Annotated in this window: 12 protein-coding genes and 2 tRNA genes; 7 read left to right on the top strand and 7 right to left on the bottom strand. The window is 66.9% G+C overall.

Annotation, left to right across the window (positions count from 1 at the left end):
• The 3 genes from DJ018_RS18785 to DJ018_RS18775 all read right to left on the bottom strand — a co-directional run.
• On the bottom strand, nucleotides 1-580 hold a 580-nt coding region (locus tag DJ018_RS18785; RefSeq protein ID WP_133254332.1), incomplete at its 3' end, for a GTP-binding protein.
• 39 nt (nucleotides 581-619) lie between these two features.
• Nucleotides 620-693, bottom strand: a tRNA-Gly gene (locus DJ018_RS18780).
• Between the two features lie 49 nt (nucleotides 694-742).
• Nucleotides 743-829, bottom strand: a tRNA-Tyr gene (locus tag DJ018_RS18775).
• A gap of 129 nt (nucleotides 830-958) precedes the next feature.
• Between DJ018_RS18775 and rlmB the strand changes: the two genes are divergently transcribed.
• Together rlmB and DJ018_RS18765 are read left to right on the top strand one after the other, a co-directional pair.
• Nucleotides 959-1,756, top strand: a complete 798-nt coding sequence (gene rlmB, locus DJ018_RS18770) for a 23S rRNA (guanosine(2251)-2'-O)-methyltransferase RlmB (protein ID WP_111516515.1) — start codon at nucleotides 959-961, stop codon at nucleotides 1,754-1,756.
• Between the two features lie 45 nt (nucleotides 1,757-1,801).
• Nucleotides 1,802-2,524: a TerC family protein gene (locus DJ018_RS18765; RefSeq protein WP_111516514.1), complete on the top strand. Its 723-nt coding sequence runs from the start codon at nucleotides 1,802-1,804 to the stop codon at nucleotides 2,522-2,524.
• 24 nt (nucleotides 2,525-2,548) lie between these two features.
• Here the strand turns inward: DJ018_RS18765 and metG are convergent, their stop codons facing one another.
• A complete protein-coding gene (gene metG, locus DJ018_RS18760) occupies nucleotides 2,549-4,357 on the bottom strand; it encodes a methionine--tRNA ligase (RefSeq protein ID WP_111516513.1) in 1,809 nt (602 codons plus the stop codon).
• Between the two features lie 116 nt (nucleotides 4,358-4,473).
• Here metG and DJ018_RS18755 point away from each other — a divergent pair, with 116 nt between their 5' ends.
• Nucleotides 4,474-4,959 (top strand): cyclodeaminase/cyclohydrolase family protein, encoded by a 486-nt coding sequence (locus tag DJ018_RS18755; protein ID WP_111516512.1) that lies wholly within the window; start codon nucleotides 4,474-4,476, stop codon nucleotides 4,957-4,959.
• On the opposite strand, the gene DJ018_RS18750 is transcribed toward DJ018_RS18755, so the two are convergent.
• Nucleotides 4,943-5,296, bottom strand: a complete 354-nt coding sequence (locus DJ018_RS18750; RefSeq protein ID WP_111516511.1) for a DMT family protein — start codon at nucleotides 5,294-5,296, stop codon at nucleotides 4,943-4,945. The two genes, DJ018_RS18755 and DJ018_RS18750, sit on opposite strands and share 17 nt — an antisense overlap.
• Nucleotides 5,297-5,376: 80 nt before the next feature.
• Between DJ018_RS18750 and DJ018_RS18745 the strand changes: the two genes are divergently transcribed.
• The 4 genes from DJ018_RS18745 to DJ018_RS18730 are packed head-to-tail and all read left to right on the top strand — an operon-like array spanning nucleotide 5,377 to nucleotide 9,315.
• Nucleotides 5,377-6,492, top strand: coding sequence for a polyamine ABC transporter substrate-binding protein (locus DJ018_RS18745; protein ID WP_111516510.1), 1,116 nt, complete (start codon nucleotides 5,377-5,379; stop codon nucleotides 6,490-6,492).
• The gene (locus DJ018_RS18740; protein ID WP_111516509.1) at nucleotides 6,489-7,652 is read left to right on the top strand and encodes an ABC transporter ATP-binding protein; all 1,164 of its coding nucleotides are present in this window, start codon (nucleotides 6,489-6,491) and stop codon (nucleotides 7,650-7,652) included. Before DJ018_RS18745 ends, DJ018_RS18740 begins: the two co-directional genes overlap by 4 nt.
• Nucleotides 7,649-8,533: an ABC transporter permease gene (locus DJ018_RS18735; protein WP_111516508.1), complete on the top strand. Its 885-nt coding sequence runs from the start codon at nucleotides 7,649-7,651 to the stop codon at nucleotides 8,531-8,533. The genes DJ018_RS18740 and DJ018_RS18735 overlap by 4 nt, the downstream gene beginning before the upstream one ends.
• A complete protein-coding gene (locus tag DJ018_RS18730) occupies nucleotides 8,530-9,315 on the top strand; it encodes an ABC transporter permease (protein ID WP_111516507.1) in 786 nt (261 codons plus the stop codon). The genes DJ018_RS18735 and DJ018_RS18730 overlap by 4 nt, the downstream gene beginning before the upstream one ends.
• Nucleotides 9,316-9,343: 28 nt before the next feature.
• On the opposite strand, the gene DJ018_RS18725 is transcribed toward DJ018_RS18730, so the two are convergent.
• On the bottom strand, nucleotides 9,344-10,282 hold the full coding sequence (locus DJ018_RS18725) for a cupin domain-containing protein (protein WP_111516506.1): 939 nt from the start codon (nucleotides 10,280-10,282) through the stop codon (nucleotides 9,344-9,346).
• A 107-nt stretch (nucleotides 10,283-10,389) separates the two neighbouring features.
• Nucleotides 10,390-13,332, bottom strand: a complete 2,943-nt coding sequence (locus tag DJ018_RS18720) for a TonB-dependent receptor domain-containing protein (RefSeq protein WP_111516505.1) — start codon at nucleotides 13,330-13,332, stop codon at nucleotides 10,390-10,392.
• Nucleotides 13,333-13,459: the final 127 nt, after the last annotated feature.

The raw sequence follows: 13,459 nt of genomic DNA, 5'->3' as shown, positions 1-13,459 counted from the left end.
GCTCGAGGATCGCGTTCTCGCCGATTTCCGGGGTCTTGCCTTCCACCGCGGCCAGGGCCGAGCCCTTGACCACCGGGATGTCGTCGCCCGGGAACTGGTAGGACGACAGAAGTTCACGAACTTCCATCTCGACCAGGTCCAGCAGCTCGGCGTCGTCGACCATGTCGACCTTGTTCATGAACACCACCAGAGCCGGCACGCCGACCTGGCGGGCGAGCAGGATGTGCTCGCGGGTCTGCGGCATCGGGCCGTCGGCGGCCGAAACCACCAGGATCGCGCCGTCCATCTGCGCCGCGCCGGTGATCATGTTCTTCACGTAGTCGGCGTGGCCGGGGCAGTCGACGTGCGCGTAGTGGCGGTTCGACGTCTCGTATTCCACGTGCGCGGTGTTGATCGTGATGCCGCGGGCCTTTTCTTCCGGCGCCGCGTCGATGTCCGCGTAGTTCTTCGCCGTCGCGCCGCCGCTCTTCGCCAGCGTGATGGTGATGGCCGCGGTCAGCGTCGTCTTGCCATGGTCAACGTGACCAATGGTGCCGATGTTACAGTGCGGCTTATTACGTTCGAACTTTTCCTTGGCCATCAGGGTCCTGCCGGCTGTGCGTCAATTGGGAAAGGAACTTGGAGCGGGTAGCGGGAATCGAACCCGCATCCTCAGCTTGGAAGGCTGCTGCACTACCATTGTGCTATACCCGCGGAAGCTGAATTGCGGGGTCGCCGCATACTCCTCGTTCGTCCGCGCGCGTGGTGGGGGAAGTAGGACTCGAACCTACGAAGCCATTACAGCAGCGGATTTACAGTCCGCCCCCTTTGCCACTCGGGACATTCCCCCTCGCGCGCGGGCCTGGTCGAGGACCGGAAGAAAGGTCTCCGCTCTCAGATGCGAGCGGTGTAAAGCCCGCCGCATGAACCTGATCAAGCGGAAACCCGACCGGGGCCCCGATTTGGAGGGCGTCTTATAGTGGCCTCGTATTCCGAACGCAACGACCCCCGGAGAGGGAAAAAGCAAAGGCCGCCCCAACGGCCCCACCGCCGAGGGGAAACCCCGTCGGAAGACTGGATCTGGGGGTGGCATGCCGTGGAGGCTGCGCTCGCCAATCCGGCGCGCGGCCAGCCGAATCGCCTGCTCGCCACGCCCGACCGCGCTCGCCAGGTCGAGCAGGCGTTCGGGCGGAAAGTGACGGTCGAGGTGGTCGACAACGGCTTCATCGCCTCCTCCCTGCCCCAAGGCGCGGTGCACCAGGGGATTGCGCTTAAGGCCCCGCCGCTCGAGCCCGCCGATCTCGCCGACTTCGAAGCCCGCCCCGGCGCCGTGCTGCTGATGCTGGACCAGGTCACCGATCCCCAGAACGTCGGCGCAATCCTGCGCTCGGCGGCGGCCTTTGGAGCCGTGGGCGTCATTATGCAGGACCGCAACGCCCCGCGCTTCACCGGCGCGCTGGCCAAGGCGGCGGTGGGCGCCATCGAGAAGATCCCGGTGGCGCGGGTAGTCAACCTGTCGCGCGCCTTGGAGGAACTGGCGGAGGCTGGCTGGCGCGCCGTGGGTCTGAGCGGCGCCGCCGAGCGCGATCTCCACGAGGCCCTCGACGGATCGCCCACGGTGCTGGTGCTGGGCTCGGAAGGCGAAGGCCTGCGCCGGCTGGTGGCGGAACATTGCGACGAGCTGGCCAAGATCCCGATGCCGGGCGGCTTCGAAAGCCTCAACGTCTCCACGGCGGCGGCGGTGGCGCTCTACGAGGCTTCGCGCCCCCGACAGTGAGCATGAGCATTGCAGCCGGCGAGCGCCTGACGCATTGAGTGCCCGATGCTCGACAGTCTGATGAACGCCGGCGCCCTGGCCGCTCTCCTCCAGGTGCTCATGATCGACCTGGTGCTCGCTGGGGATAACGCCGTCGCCGTCGGACTGGCGGCCGGCGGCTTGCCGGAGCACCAGAGGCGGAAGGCGATTCTCTACGGCCTGATCGCCGCGGTCGCGATCCGCATCGGCTTCGCCCTGATCACAGCTCAGCTGCTGGGGATCATCGGCCTGCTTTTTGCCGGCGGCATCCTGCTGCTGTGGGTCTGCTGGAAGATGTGGCGCGAGATGCGCGACCACGCCGCCCACGATGAAGAGCAAGCGGCGGCGGCGCTAGACTCCGATCCCACGACCCAGCCGAAGGTGAAACCGGCCAAGTCGTTCCGCAGCGCGTTCACTCAGATCCTGATCGCCGACGTGTCCATGTCGCTGGACAACGTGCTTGCCGTGGCCGGCGCCGCCCGCGAACACCCCGGCATTCTGGTGTTCGGCCTGCTGCTGTCGATCGCGCTGATGGGCGTGGCGGCCAGCTGGATCGCTCGCCTGCTCCATCGTTACCGCTGGATCGGCTACGTGGGCTTGCTGATCGTGCTGTACGTGGCCCTGCACATGATGTGGGAGGGCCATCGCCAGATGGTCGTCGATTTGGGCCGGGTGGACAGCTACAACGCCGCCGCCCCGGCCTTCGCCGACATCGACGCTAAAGAAGCCGCCGAGTACCGCGCCCACTGATCGGGGCGCGGTCTTCTCGATCGCTTAAGCCGCCGAGGGTCCGCCGAAGCGCTCCAGCCATTCGGCGACCTGGGCGTCTTCCACCTTGCGGAACAGCACCTCGGGCGCCTGCACGCGCCGACCGGGCTCGAGGGCGGACAACACCCCCTGCCCGTCCAGGCTCGGCCAGCGGCCGGGGAAGCTCTCGCCCACCGCCACCGCGATCTTCTCGGCCGCGAAGGGGATGAAGGGCTCCGACACCTTGGCGAACAGGGCCACCAGGTTCAGGCCGTAGCGCACGGCCACCGCCGCCCGGTCGCGGTCCGTCTTGATCGCGGTCCAGGGCGCAGCCTCGGTCAGGTACTGGTTGCCCAGAACCCATAGCTGGCGGACAGCCGTGGCGGCCTTCCGGAACTCGCGCTCCTCGAGATAGCCGGTGAGTTCTCGCAGCTTGCCCAGCACCTCGTCCTCGAGCTTGGCTTCGAGCTCGCCCGGCTCGCCGCCTTCGGGGACCACGCCGTCGAAGCGGTTCTCGGTGAACTTGACGATCCGGTTGACGAAGTTGCCCAGCACGTCCGCCAGGTCGGCGTTCACCTGGTCGCGGAACTGCTCCCAGGTGAAGGTCGAGTCGGAGGTTTCAGGCGTGTTGGCGGTGACCCACCAGCGCCAGTAGTCGGCCGGCAGCAGCTCCAGCGCATGGTCCATGAAGACACCGCGCTTCTGCGAAGTGGAGAACTTGCCGCCGTAGTAGTCGAGCCAGTTGAAGCCCTTCAGCTGGTCAACCAGCTTCCAGGGCTGCGGATTGACGGTGGTCCACCGCTCGCCATCCAGGCGCTCGTTCACGCCGATCAGGGTGCAGGGGAAGCCCACGGTGTGGAAGGGCACGTTGTCCTTGCCCATGAACTCCACATAGGTGACGTCCGAGGCGGCCTCGCCGCGCCACCACCGCTCCCACTCATAGTCCTGGGCGCCTTCGCGGCCAGCTTCGCGGGCGCGGTCCTCGGCCCATTCCCAGGTGGCCGCGATGTACTCGATCGGCGCATCGAACCAGACGTAGAAGACCTTGCCGGCAAGGCCCTCGATGTCCGGCGTCTTGCCCTCCGGATTAGGACCCCAATCCCAGGCGTTCACCGGAACGCCCCATTCGAGATCGCGCGTGATGCCGCGATCCTGCAGCCCCTCGTCCAGCCACTTCAGGGCGATGGAGGTGACGAGGTTCGGCCACTGCGTGCGCTTGCTTTCGATCCAGCTGCGCAGCTTGCCGGCGAACAGGCTCTGGCGAAGGAACAGGTGCTTGGAGCCGCGGATCTCGATGTCCGGCGAGCCGGACACCGCCGAGCGGGGCTTCAGCAGGTCGGCGGGATCGAGCACGCGGGTGCAGTTCTCGCACTGGTCGCCGCGCGCCGCTTCGTAGCCGCAGTGCGGGCAGGTGCCGATGACGTAGCGGTCCGGCAGGAAGCGCTTGTCGGCGTTGGAGTAGACCTGCTGGGTCACCCGTTCTTCCAGGAAGCCGGACTCCCACAGTTGCTGGGCGAACCGCTGGGTCAGCCGGTGGTTCTGCGGCGACGACGAGCGGCCGAAGTGGTCCCAGGACAGGCCGAAGGCGCGGCCCAGCCGGTGCTGCACCTCATGCTGCTCGGCGCAAAAGGTCGCCGGGTCCTGACCGGCTTCCGCCGCCGCCAGTTCGGTGGGGGTCCCGTGCTCGTCGGTGGCGCAGATATAAAGCGTCTCGCGACCACGCGAGCGCTGGAAGCGCGCATAGACATCGGCCGGCAGCATCGAGCCGGCCAAGGTCCCCAGGTGCTTGATCCCGTTGATGTAAGGCAGGGCCGAGGTGATCAGGATGCGGGACATGACGCTTTGCGGTGGTTCGTTGGGACCGCGGCTTATAGGCCGCTCGCCGCCGAACGCCAAAGCCGCCCGAACGGAAAACCCGCGCAACCGGTGGGAACGCCTCACGTTCCCGCGCCATGTCCGACGCCCCGCCCCCGCCGCTCGCTGAACGGACTCTCGACAGCTTCACCCGCCGGCTCGGCTCGACCGCGATTACGCCGGGATCCGGATCGGCCGCCGCCGTGACCCTGGCCTTGGCCGCCGGATGCCTGCGCAAGGCTGCGGTCATCACCCTCAAGCGCAGGGATGATCCTGACCTTCAGCGCCTGGCGGACGAGGCTGCCGCTCTGGCGGCCGCGGCTCTGGCCGGCGCCGAAGAGGAAGCCGAGAGCTTCCGAGCGCTGCTTGCCGCCGCAAGCCATGCGGTCGAGGAGGTGCTGGAAGTCGCCGATGGCCTGACTATGTGCGCCGCGGCCTTGCTCGATCTTGCCGAGCGGCTGGAGGGGCGGGTCGAAGCCGTGGTGGCCGGCGACCTCCTGGCCGCTCGGGCTCTGACAGGCGCGGCCCAGCAGATCCTGGCCGCGAACAAGGCCGAGGCCGAGCGGGCTAGAACGGCCCCTTAAACACCACCGCCGCGCCGGCGGCGATAAGGGCGAAGCCGACCGCATGGTTGAGCGTCAGGCGCTCGCCCAGCCAGGTGACGGAGAAGACGGCGAACACCACCAGGGTGATCACCTCCTGCATCGCCTTGAGCTCCGCCGGCTCGTAGGTGAGCCGCCCCAGACGGTTGGCGGGCACGGCCAGGCAGTACTCAAAGAAGGCGATGCCCCAGCCGATCAGGACGATCAGCCACAGGGGGCGGTGCTCCACCTTCAGCTGCCCGTACCAGGCGAAGGTCATGAACACATTGGAAGCGACCAGCAGGACGATGGGACCCAGCGCGGTCCAGGTGAACGGCATCAGCCGTGACTCCGAAAGTTGAGACTTAACGCGGCTGTAGCGGGCTCTATAAGCTTCCGCCAGCTTGAGGGGAGCGCTGCATGCAGCGATGGGTCAGAACGCTGGGCTGGGCGGCGGCCGCGGCCGTCGCCATGGCGCTGACGGCCTGTGGAAACGGCGGCGCTGGTAAGGGCGCCGGCGAGCTGCGGATCTACAACTGGTCCGACTACATCGATCCGGCCCTGCTGGAGCAGTTCACCGCGGAAACCGGGGTGAAGGTCCGCTACGACACCTTCGACTCCAACGAGGTGCTCGAGACCAAGGTGCTGCAGGGGAACACGGGCTACGACCTGGTTGTCCCCTCGAACCATAATGTGCCGCGCTACATCGCGGCCGGCGCCATCGGGCAGCTCGACAAGAGCAAGATCGCCGGGCTCTCCAACCTCGCCCCGAATGTGCTGGCCCACATGGAGCCGTTCGATCCCGGGCAGGCCTACACCGTCCCCTACATGCAGGGCACCATCGGCATCGGCTACAACGCTGATGCGGTCGCGGCGCGCCTCCCGGGCCAGAAGATCGACAGCTGGGCGGTGGTTTTCGACCCGGCGAACCTGGCCAAGCTGAAGGAGTGCGGCGTCTATTTCCTCGATGCGTCCGAGGACATGTACGCGGTTGCGCTGAACTACCTGGGTCGTGATCCGAATTCGAAGGTCCCCGCGGACTATGCGGCGGCCACAGACCTGCTGCTGAAGGCGCGGCCCTTCGTGCGCAAGTTCCACTCGTCGGAGTACATCGACGCCCTGGCCAACGGGGACATCTGCGTGGCCATCGGCTACTCGGGCGACGTTCTCCAGGCACAGGGCCGCGCGGCGGAAGCCAAGAACAATGTGAAGGTGGCCTACGCGATACCTAGGGAAGGCACGCAGGTCTGGTTCGACGTGTTCGCCATTCCGGCGGATGCGCCCAACAAGGACGCCGCCTACCGCTTCCTGAGCTTCATGATGCGGCCGGAGATCATCGCCAAGGCGTCGAACTACACCCGCTACGCCAACGCAAACTCTGCCGCGACGCCGCTGGTGGACGCCCAGGTTCGCAACGATCCGAACATCTATCCGCCGAAGGAGGTGGCGAGCCGCTTCTTCGTCACCACCGCAAAGGACCAGGCCCTGTTGCGGGATGTGAACCGCCAGTGGACCCGGGTGCTGACCGGCCAGTGAGCGCGGCTCTAAACGAACGGCGCGGCGTGGGCGCGGCGCGATCCACTTTCGCACCTTGGGAAGATCCCGCAGCGCGCCCGCTGGTCAGCTTCCAGGGCGTGTCTAAGCGGTTCGGCGATCACCAGGCGGTTCGCGGGCTGAGCCTGGACATCTACGAGCGGGAGTTCTTCGCTCTGCTGGGGCCCTCCGGCTGCGGCAAGACCACCCTGATGCGCATGCTGGCCGGGTTCGAGGCGCCGGACGAGGGCCAAATCCTGCTGGAAGGGCGCGACATCGCCCGGCTGCCGCCGCATGCCCGGCCGGTGCACATGATGTTCCAGTCCTACGCGCTGTTCCCGCACCTGTCGGTGGCGCAGAACATCGCCTTTGGCCTGAAGCAGCAGCGGCTGCCCAAGGCTGAGATCGCCGCGCGTGTGGAGGAGATGCTGGCCCTGGTCCGGCTGGAGGGGCTGCAGCGCCGCAAGCCGCATGAGCTGTCCGGCGGCCAGCGGCAGCGCGTGGCGCTGGCTCGCGCGATTGCGCCTCGCCCCCGCATTCTGTTGCTGGACGAGCCGTTAGCCGCCCTCGACCGCAGGCTGCGCGAGGAGACCCAGTTCGAGCTGATGAACCTGCAGCACGAGCTGGGCGTCACCTTCATGATCGTCACCCACGACCAGGAGGAGGCCATGGTGGTCGCCGACCGGCTGGCGGTGATGCGCGAAGGCGAGGTGGTGCAGGTCGGCCGTCCGGCCCAGGTCTACGAAGCGCCTGCCGATCGCTACGTGGCCGGGTTTCTGGGAGATGTGAACCTGTTCGAGGGCCGCATGGAGGCGCAGGGGGCCGAGGGCCTGCGCTTCGCGTCCGCCGAAGTCCCCGGCGGCCTGTTGGCGGCGGAGGGCCCCCAGCTCGCGCCCGGCGCTTCGGCCTGGCTGGCGGTTCGTCCGGAGAAGATGGGCCTGCACCAGGAGCCGCCGCCTGAGGGCGCCAATCGGATGGCCGGCGAGGTGCACGACATCGGCTACCTCGGCGACTGGACGACCTATGTGGTGGAGCTGTCATCGGGACGCCGGGTGAAGGTCGCCCGCGCGAATGCTTCACGCCAGGTGGAGCGACCGGTCAGCTGGGGCGACAAGGTCTGGCTGAGCTTTGCGCCCGACTCTGCGGTGGTGCTGGTGCGATGAAACGGGGCCGCACCTGGCTGGCGGCCATCCCGCCGTATCTGTGGCTGGCGCTGTTCTTCGCCCTGCCCTTTCTGCTGGTCGCCAAGCTGTCGCTGTCCGACACGGCGCTGGCCATTCCGCCCTATGCGCCGCGCCTGGACTGGTCGCGTGGCGTGGCCGGTGTCATGGCGTTCGTGCGAGGGCTGGACCTCGAGGCTTACGCCCGCCTGCCGCAGGACCGCATCTACGTCTCCGCCTATGCCTCGAGCCTGAGGATCGCCGCCCTGGCGACGGCGGTGTTGCTCGTGCTCGGCTACCCGATCGCCTATGGCATGAGCCGCTTCGGGCCCGCCGCGCGCCAAGCGCTGGTGATGGCGGTGATCCTGCCGTTCTGGACGAGCTTCCTGATCCGCATCTACGCCTGGATCGCCATTCTCAAGCCCGCAGGCCTGCTAAACAGCCTGCTCGCGCAGGTCGGCCTGCCGCCGCTGCAGCTGCTGAACAGCGAGGCCGGCGTGATCATCGGCCTGGTTTACGCCTACCTGCCCTTCATGGTCCTGCCGCTCTACGCCGTGCTGGAGAAGCAGGACGAGTCGCTGCTCGAGGCGGCCCAAGATCTCGGCGCGACGCGGGCCGGCGCGTTCTGGCAGGTGACCTTTCCCTTGTCGCTGCGCGGCGTGGCGGCCGGAGCCCTGCTCTGCTTCATCCCCATGGTCGGCGAGTTCGTGATCCCCGACCTGCTAGGCGGGTCCGAGACGCTGATGCTGGGCCGCACGGTGTGGACCGAGTTTTTCGCCAATCGCGACTGGCCGGCGGCCTCGGCCGTGGCCATCGTCCTCTTGGCGACCCTGCTTGCGCCCATCCTGCTGTTCCAGCGCCAGCAGGCGAAGGTCCTGCGATGAGACGGCCTTCGACCTTCAACCGGGTTTCGGTGGCGGCGGGCCTGGCCTTCCTCTACGCGCCCATCGTCCTGCTGGTGGTCTATTCGTTCAACGCCAGTCGGCTGGTGACGGTCTGGGGCGGCTTTTCCACCCGCTGGTACGCCGCGCTCCTGCGCGACCAGCAGATGCTGGATGCGATCTGGGTGACCCTACGTGTCGGCGTCATCTCCGCGACGCTCGCCACCGTGCTGGGGACCCTTGCAGCCGTGGCCCTGGTGCGCGGCGGGCGCTTCCGCGGGCGCACCGCATTCTCCGGAATGGTTTATGCGCCGCTGGTGATGCCGGAGGTGATCCTCGGGCTGTCGCTGCTGCTGTTGTTTGTCAGCCTGGGCCTTCCGCGCGGCTTCTGGACGGTGACCCTCAGCCACGCCACGGTCACGCTCTGCTACGCCACCGTTGTCGTCCAGGCTCGCCTGGCGAGCTTCGATGGCGCTCTGGAAGAAGCGGCTCAAGACCTCGGCTGCTCGCCGGCGGGAGCCTTCCTGCGGGTCACGCTGCCGAACATCGCGCCCGCCATCGCGGCGGCCTGGATGCTGGCTTTCACCCTGTCGCTGGATGACCTGGTGATCGCCAGCTTCACCTCGGGTCCGGGCGCGACCACCCTGCCGATGCGGCTCTACAGCCAGGTGCGGCTGGGGGTGAACCCGGAGATCAACGCCGTCTCGACCCTGCTGATTGGACTCGTGACGCTGGGCGTCCTGGCCGCCTACCTCGTTCAGAGACGGCGAGCCGACCGCGCCTGACAGAAGCAGGCGCGATCGGCCGCGCGGCTTAGTGCGGCGCTTCGTAGTTGTGCAGGCCTTCGGGGCGCGGGTTGATGGCCAGGCGCGTGGCCGATCCTTCCCCGCCGAAGCTCGCCCGGTGCCAGCGGCCCTGCGGTGCGTAGACGATGTCGCCCTGCTGGGCGCTGAAGAAGGGCACGCCTTCGATCTGGTAGTCGATCTGGCCCTCCATCACGAACCAGAACTCGTTGTAGTCCACGTGGAAGTGGCCGAGGTTCGTGGGCGGGGGCACCGGCTGGCCGCGGCCGCGGATCACGTTGGCGAAGGTGGTGTCGTCCTTCACAAAGGCGCCACCCCGCGCGCCGCCCTGGACCAGGTCCTTCTGGAAGTCGAGGAAGGGCTTGTTGACGTCGTCGTAGGCGCCCTTCCCGGAGAACGCGACCTTCACATAGGTCTTGCCGGCCATCGGAGCCGGCGTCTCGGTGATGGGATAAAGCGGCGCGACGCCAGCCTGCTTCACCTCGAACCGCAGGGACGGCTTGTCGCCGACGGTCTCCAGCTTCACGGGCACGCGGTAGGGCACCTGCACCAGGAAGCCCTTGGTGGCGACGAACGGCTCCTGCCCTTCGATGGTGAAGCGGATCGCGCCGTCCTGGACGACCCAGAACACGCGGTTATCGGCATAGAAGTGGGTCTTGGTCGACTTGCCCGGACCCATGGCGATGTAGTCGGCCTGGAAGTCCTTGTCGCGGACCACCGGCTCGCTCCAGTCGCTCTTGCCCGAGTGCTTGCGCAGGATGTCGGCGAGCTTGGTGTGCGGCTTATTCGGCGCGACCCAGGCGGTGGCTTTCGTCGGCTTCGCCGACCAGGCGAGGATGGAATTGGGCGGCGGTCGCTGGACCTGGGCCCCGGCCGCGCCGGCCAGCATGGCCGCGCTTCCCGCTAGAACTGTCGCCGCCAGCAGGATCCCGGTCGTCCGCCTGTTCATCCTACGCTCCCTCACATTGTTCTTGTTTACGCAAAGTGGCCGGGTTCGCCCCGGCCGTAAAACGGAGAAACCCTCCGCCTCGTGGAGGCGGAGGGTTCAGCCTTGGATCAGAAGCCCGCCCGCAGGCCGACCGAGACGAGGCGTCCGATCGGGTTGGAGGTGAAGCCGTTGAAGCCCCAGGCGCCGCCCAGGATCCCCGCCGTGTTGCCGTTGTAGAACGGCGGCTCGGTGTCGAAGACGTTCTGGATGTCGATGTAGAGCTGGCTCTCCGACAGCGGCCCCACTTCGCCGAAGTCCCACGAAGCGTGGAAGTCGAAGATGTTCTGGGCCTTCACCTTGTCGCCGCCGCCGGTCGGATTGCCGTTGGCGTCGGTGGTGATCGGGATCACCGAGGTGTTGCTCCAGTTGTTGTAGCTGCCGGTGTGGTTCCAGAAGAGGTCCACGGCCAGCGGGCCCATGTCCCAGCCGATGTTCGCGCGGTGCTTGAACTGGATCGACGGGAAGGTGGTGTTGTAGCCCGAGGTGTTCAGCACGCTGAAGCTCGTGCCGCCGCCGAAGTTCTGGTCGAACTTGGTGAAGTACGTCAGCGCGTCGCTGATCCGGAACGAGCCGTAGTTCTCGGTCTGGTAGCGATAGTTGAACATGAAATCGATGCCCTGGACGTCGAGGTTCAGGACGTTGCCCGAGCTCTGGTCCAGCAGGAACCACACCTGGGCCGGCACGGCGCCGCCGATGGTGGCGCCACCCGCGATGTTGGCGAAGGTGTTGATCTGTTCCTGCGAGCAGGTGTTCGGGCAGATCACCAGACGGTCACGCAGGCCCGCCGAGTTCACGATCGAGTTCGGGTTCGGCGAGTTCACGCCGCCTTCGAAGGTGTTGTTGAACAGCGTGATGTTGGACACGAAGCCCGGCAGCCACGTCGGCTGGAAGTCCGCGCCCACCGACCAGGCCTTGCCCGTCTGCGGCGTGATGTTCAGGAAGCCGCCGCCCAGCTGACGACGCAGGCCCTGATTGGTGCCCAGGCCGATATTGCAGGTGACCGTGGCGTTGGCGCAGCCCGGAACGTTCAGCACTTCCGGATAGGAGGCCACCGGCACGAACAGCGAGCCTTGCACACCGACGCTGCCCGAGGCGTAGAGGTAGCCCTGGGACGGATCGCCGATCACCGCCAGCGGCGGAGCGACGAACGCGGTCGAGTAGTTGGCCCGCAGCTTCAGGCCCTCGAAGATCTCCCAGTCCACCGCGTACTTCGGGTTCTTGGTGTCGCCCACGTCGTCGAAGTGGTCGTAGCGGCCGGAGATGTTGAGATCCAGGCGGCGGACCAGGGGCACGCCCATGTCCGACGAGATCACCGGGATGTTGACTTCGGCGTAGGCCGAATAAGCGTTGCGCTTGTACTTGTAGTTCCGCTGGCTCGAGCCGAGGGCCGAGGTGCCGGTGTTGTTGGCGCCGCGGATCTTCTGCTCCAGGCGGGACAGCATGTACTCGCCGCCGAACGCCAGGCGGACCTGGCCGGCGGGCACGCTGAAGATCGGCCCCTGGAACTCCAGCTTGGTCTGGTTGATCTGGTTGTAGTTCGTGTTTTCGCTGTCGTTCACGTACCAGCTGCGGATCAGGTCAGCCCGGGTGCGGTTGCTGCCTGGACCGTTCCAGACGTCCAGCGCGTTGGCGGTGGTGAGCGGCAGGTTCAGGACGACGACGTTCTGGCCGGCGATGGAGCTGGCCGTGGTGCTGCCGCTGACCTGAGTGGTGCCGTTCAGGGCTAGGTTGGCGCAGGCGCCGCAGAAGGTGTCGTTGTTTCCGAGGAAGCTGCGGCTGGACCCGAAGGCGTTGCTCAAGGTCGCGGACCACTCGTCCGTGATGTCGTACTCGAGGACGCCGGTGGTGTAGAAGAACTCCGACTGGGAGTTCACCGTGCCCCAGTCTTCCTCATCCGTGATGTTGTCGAGCCAGCTGACCGTCGCCTGAGTGGCGGTCGGGTCGCCGGCGGGCGCGATGAAGAACGGGTTGATCTGGCCGCCCCGGCCCGAGCCCGGACCGTAGACCGCCACGTTGGCCAGCGTGCCCGGCGTGGAGTTCTCTTCGGTCGCCTGACGGTTGTAGACCATCTTGCCGCGGAAACGCAGGCGGTCGGTGATGTCCTGGTGGACATTGACCATCAGGTTGGCGCGCCATTGCTGCGGCAGGGCATTGTCATAGATGGACGTGTTGCAGGGCGCGTTGGGTTGCGTGTTCGGCACCGCCGTGGTCGCGCTGGGCGACAGGAACACGTTGTTGCCCGAAGCCGGCGTGCGGATCGTCGCCGGGCCGCAGGTGAAGGCGTTGGTGTTCGTGCCGCCGATGTCGCGGTAGTCGCCGCGGGACAGGAACGGACGGTCGGTGTTGTCCAGTTCGTCCTGATACGAGTACATCCCGGCGATGTAGAAGCCGCCGGTCTCCCACTCGGTGCCGGCGATGAAGTTGGCGTCCCGGTTCTTGTACTTGTCGGCGAAGCCGGCGCGCATGTTGACCTGCACGCCTTCGAAGCTGCTGCGGGTGATGAAGTTCACCACGCCCGCGACCGCGTCCGAGCCGTAAACCGACGAGGCGCCGTCCGCGAGCACTTCCACGCGCTGAATCGCGCTGGTCGGGATGATGTTCGGATCGGTTTGCGAGTACTGGGTGCCGCCGCCGACCAGGCGCAGGCCGTCGACGATCACGAGGGTCGAGTTACTGGCGCTGCCCGCGAGGCTGTGGATCTGCGGCGAGTAGTAGGAGTAGGCGTTCTCACCCTGGGGGACCGAGCCGGAGGTGGTGATCGCCGGCACCGTGTTGACCAGTTGCGAGGCGTTGATCGCAGCGGTGCGCTCAATGTCCTCCTGGCCCACCGTCACAACGGTGGAGCCGACAGGAGCCACGCCGCGGAGGCTGGTCCCTGTGACGACCACGGCCTCGAGCTCGGTCTCGGTCCGCGTTCCGGTGCTGCTCTGGCCGTAGGCCGACGTGGCGAAAAACGACGTGGCGGCGATCAGGGCGATCAGAGATCCCCCGGACTTCAAATGGCGCGACATTGGGCGCTCCCCTGGTTTGCTTGCGCTTCCTCACGCCCGTTTTTTTGTTTGGTATATCGTATATTCGATCGGGCGCTTCTTACGGTGACGCCGAAAATTTGCGGCCGTCAAGGTAATGAATGAAAGC

The organism is Phenylobacterium deserti (genome assembly GCF_003254705.1).
Lineage (GTDB): Bacteria > Pseudomonadota > Alphaproteobacteria > Caulobacterales > Caulobacteraceae > Phenylobacterium > Phenylobacterium deserti.
Note: the sequence above shows the minus strand (reverse complement) of the source record. Positions and strands in the feature narration are given on the sequence as shown.

Bases quoted from the DNA above. Each gene is read 5' to 3' on its own strand.
- DJ018_RS18745 (WP_111516510.1), top strand. From the start codon at position 5,377: ATGCAGCGATGGGTCAGAACGCTGGGCTGGGCGGCGGCCGCGGCCGTC.
- DJ018_RS18730 (WP_111516507.1), top strand. From the start codon at position 8,530: ATGAGACGGCCTTCGACCTTCAACCGGGTTTCGGTGGCGGCGGGCCTG.
- DJ018_RS18720 (WP_111516505.1), bottom strand. From the start codon at position 13,332: ATGTCGCGCCATTTGAAGTCCGGGGGATCTCTGATCGCCCTGATCGCC.
- DJ018_RS18725 (WP_111516506.1), bottom strand. From the start codon at position 10,282: ATGAACAGGCGGACGACCGGGATCCTGCTGGCGGCGACAGTTCTAGCG.
- DJ018_RS18735 (WP_111516508.1), top strand. From the start codon at position 7,649: ATGAAACGGGGCCGCACCTGGCTGGCGGCCATCCCGCCGTATCTGTGG.
- DJ018_RS18755 (WP_111516512.1), top strand. From the start codon at position 4,474: ATGTCCGACGCCCCGCCCCCGCCGCTCGCTGAACGGACTCTCGACAGC.
- DJ018_RS18750 (WP_111516511.1), bottom strand. From the start codon at position 5,296: ATGCCGTTCACCTGGACCGCGCTGGGTCCCATCGTCCTGCTGGTCGCT.
- metG (WP_111516513.1), bottom strand. From the start codon at position 4,357: ATGTCCCGCATCCTGATCACCTCGGCCCTGCCTTACATCAACGGGATC.
- DJ018_RS18765 (WP_111516514.1), top strand. From the start codon at position 1,802: ATGCTCGACAGTCTGATGAACGCCGGCGCCCTGGCCGCTCTCCTCCAG.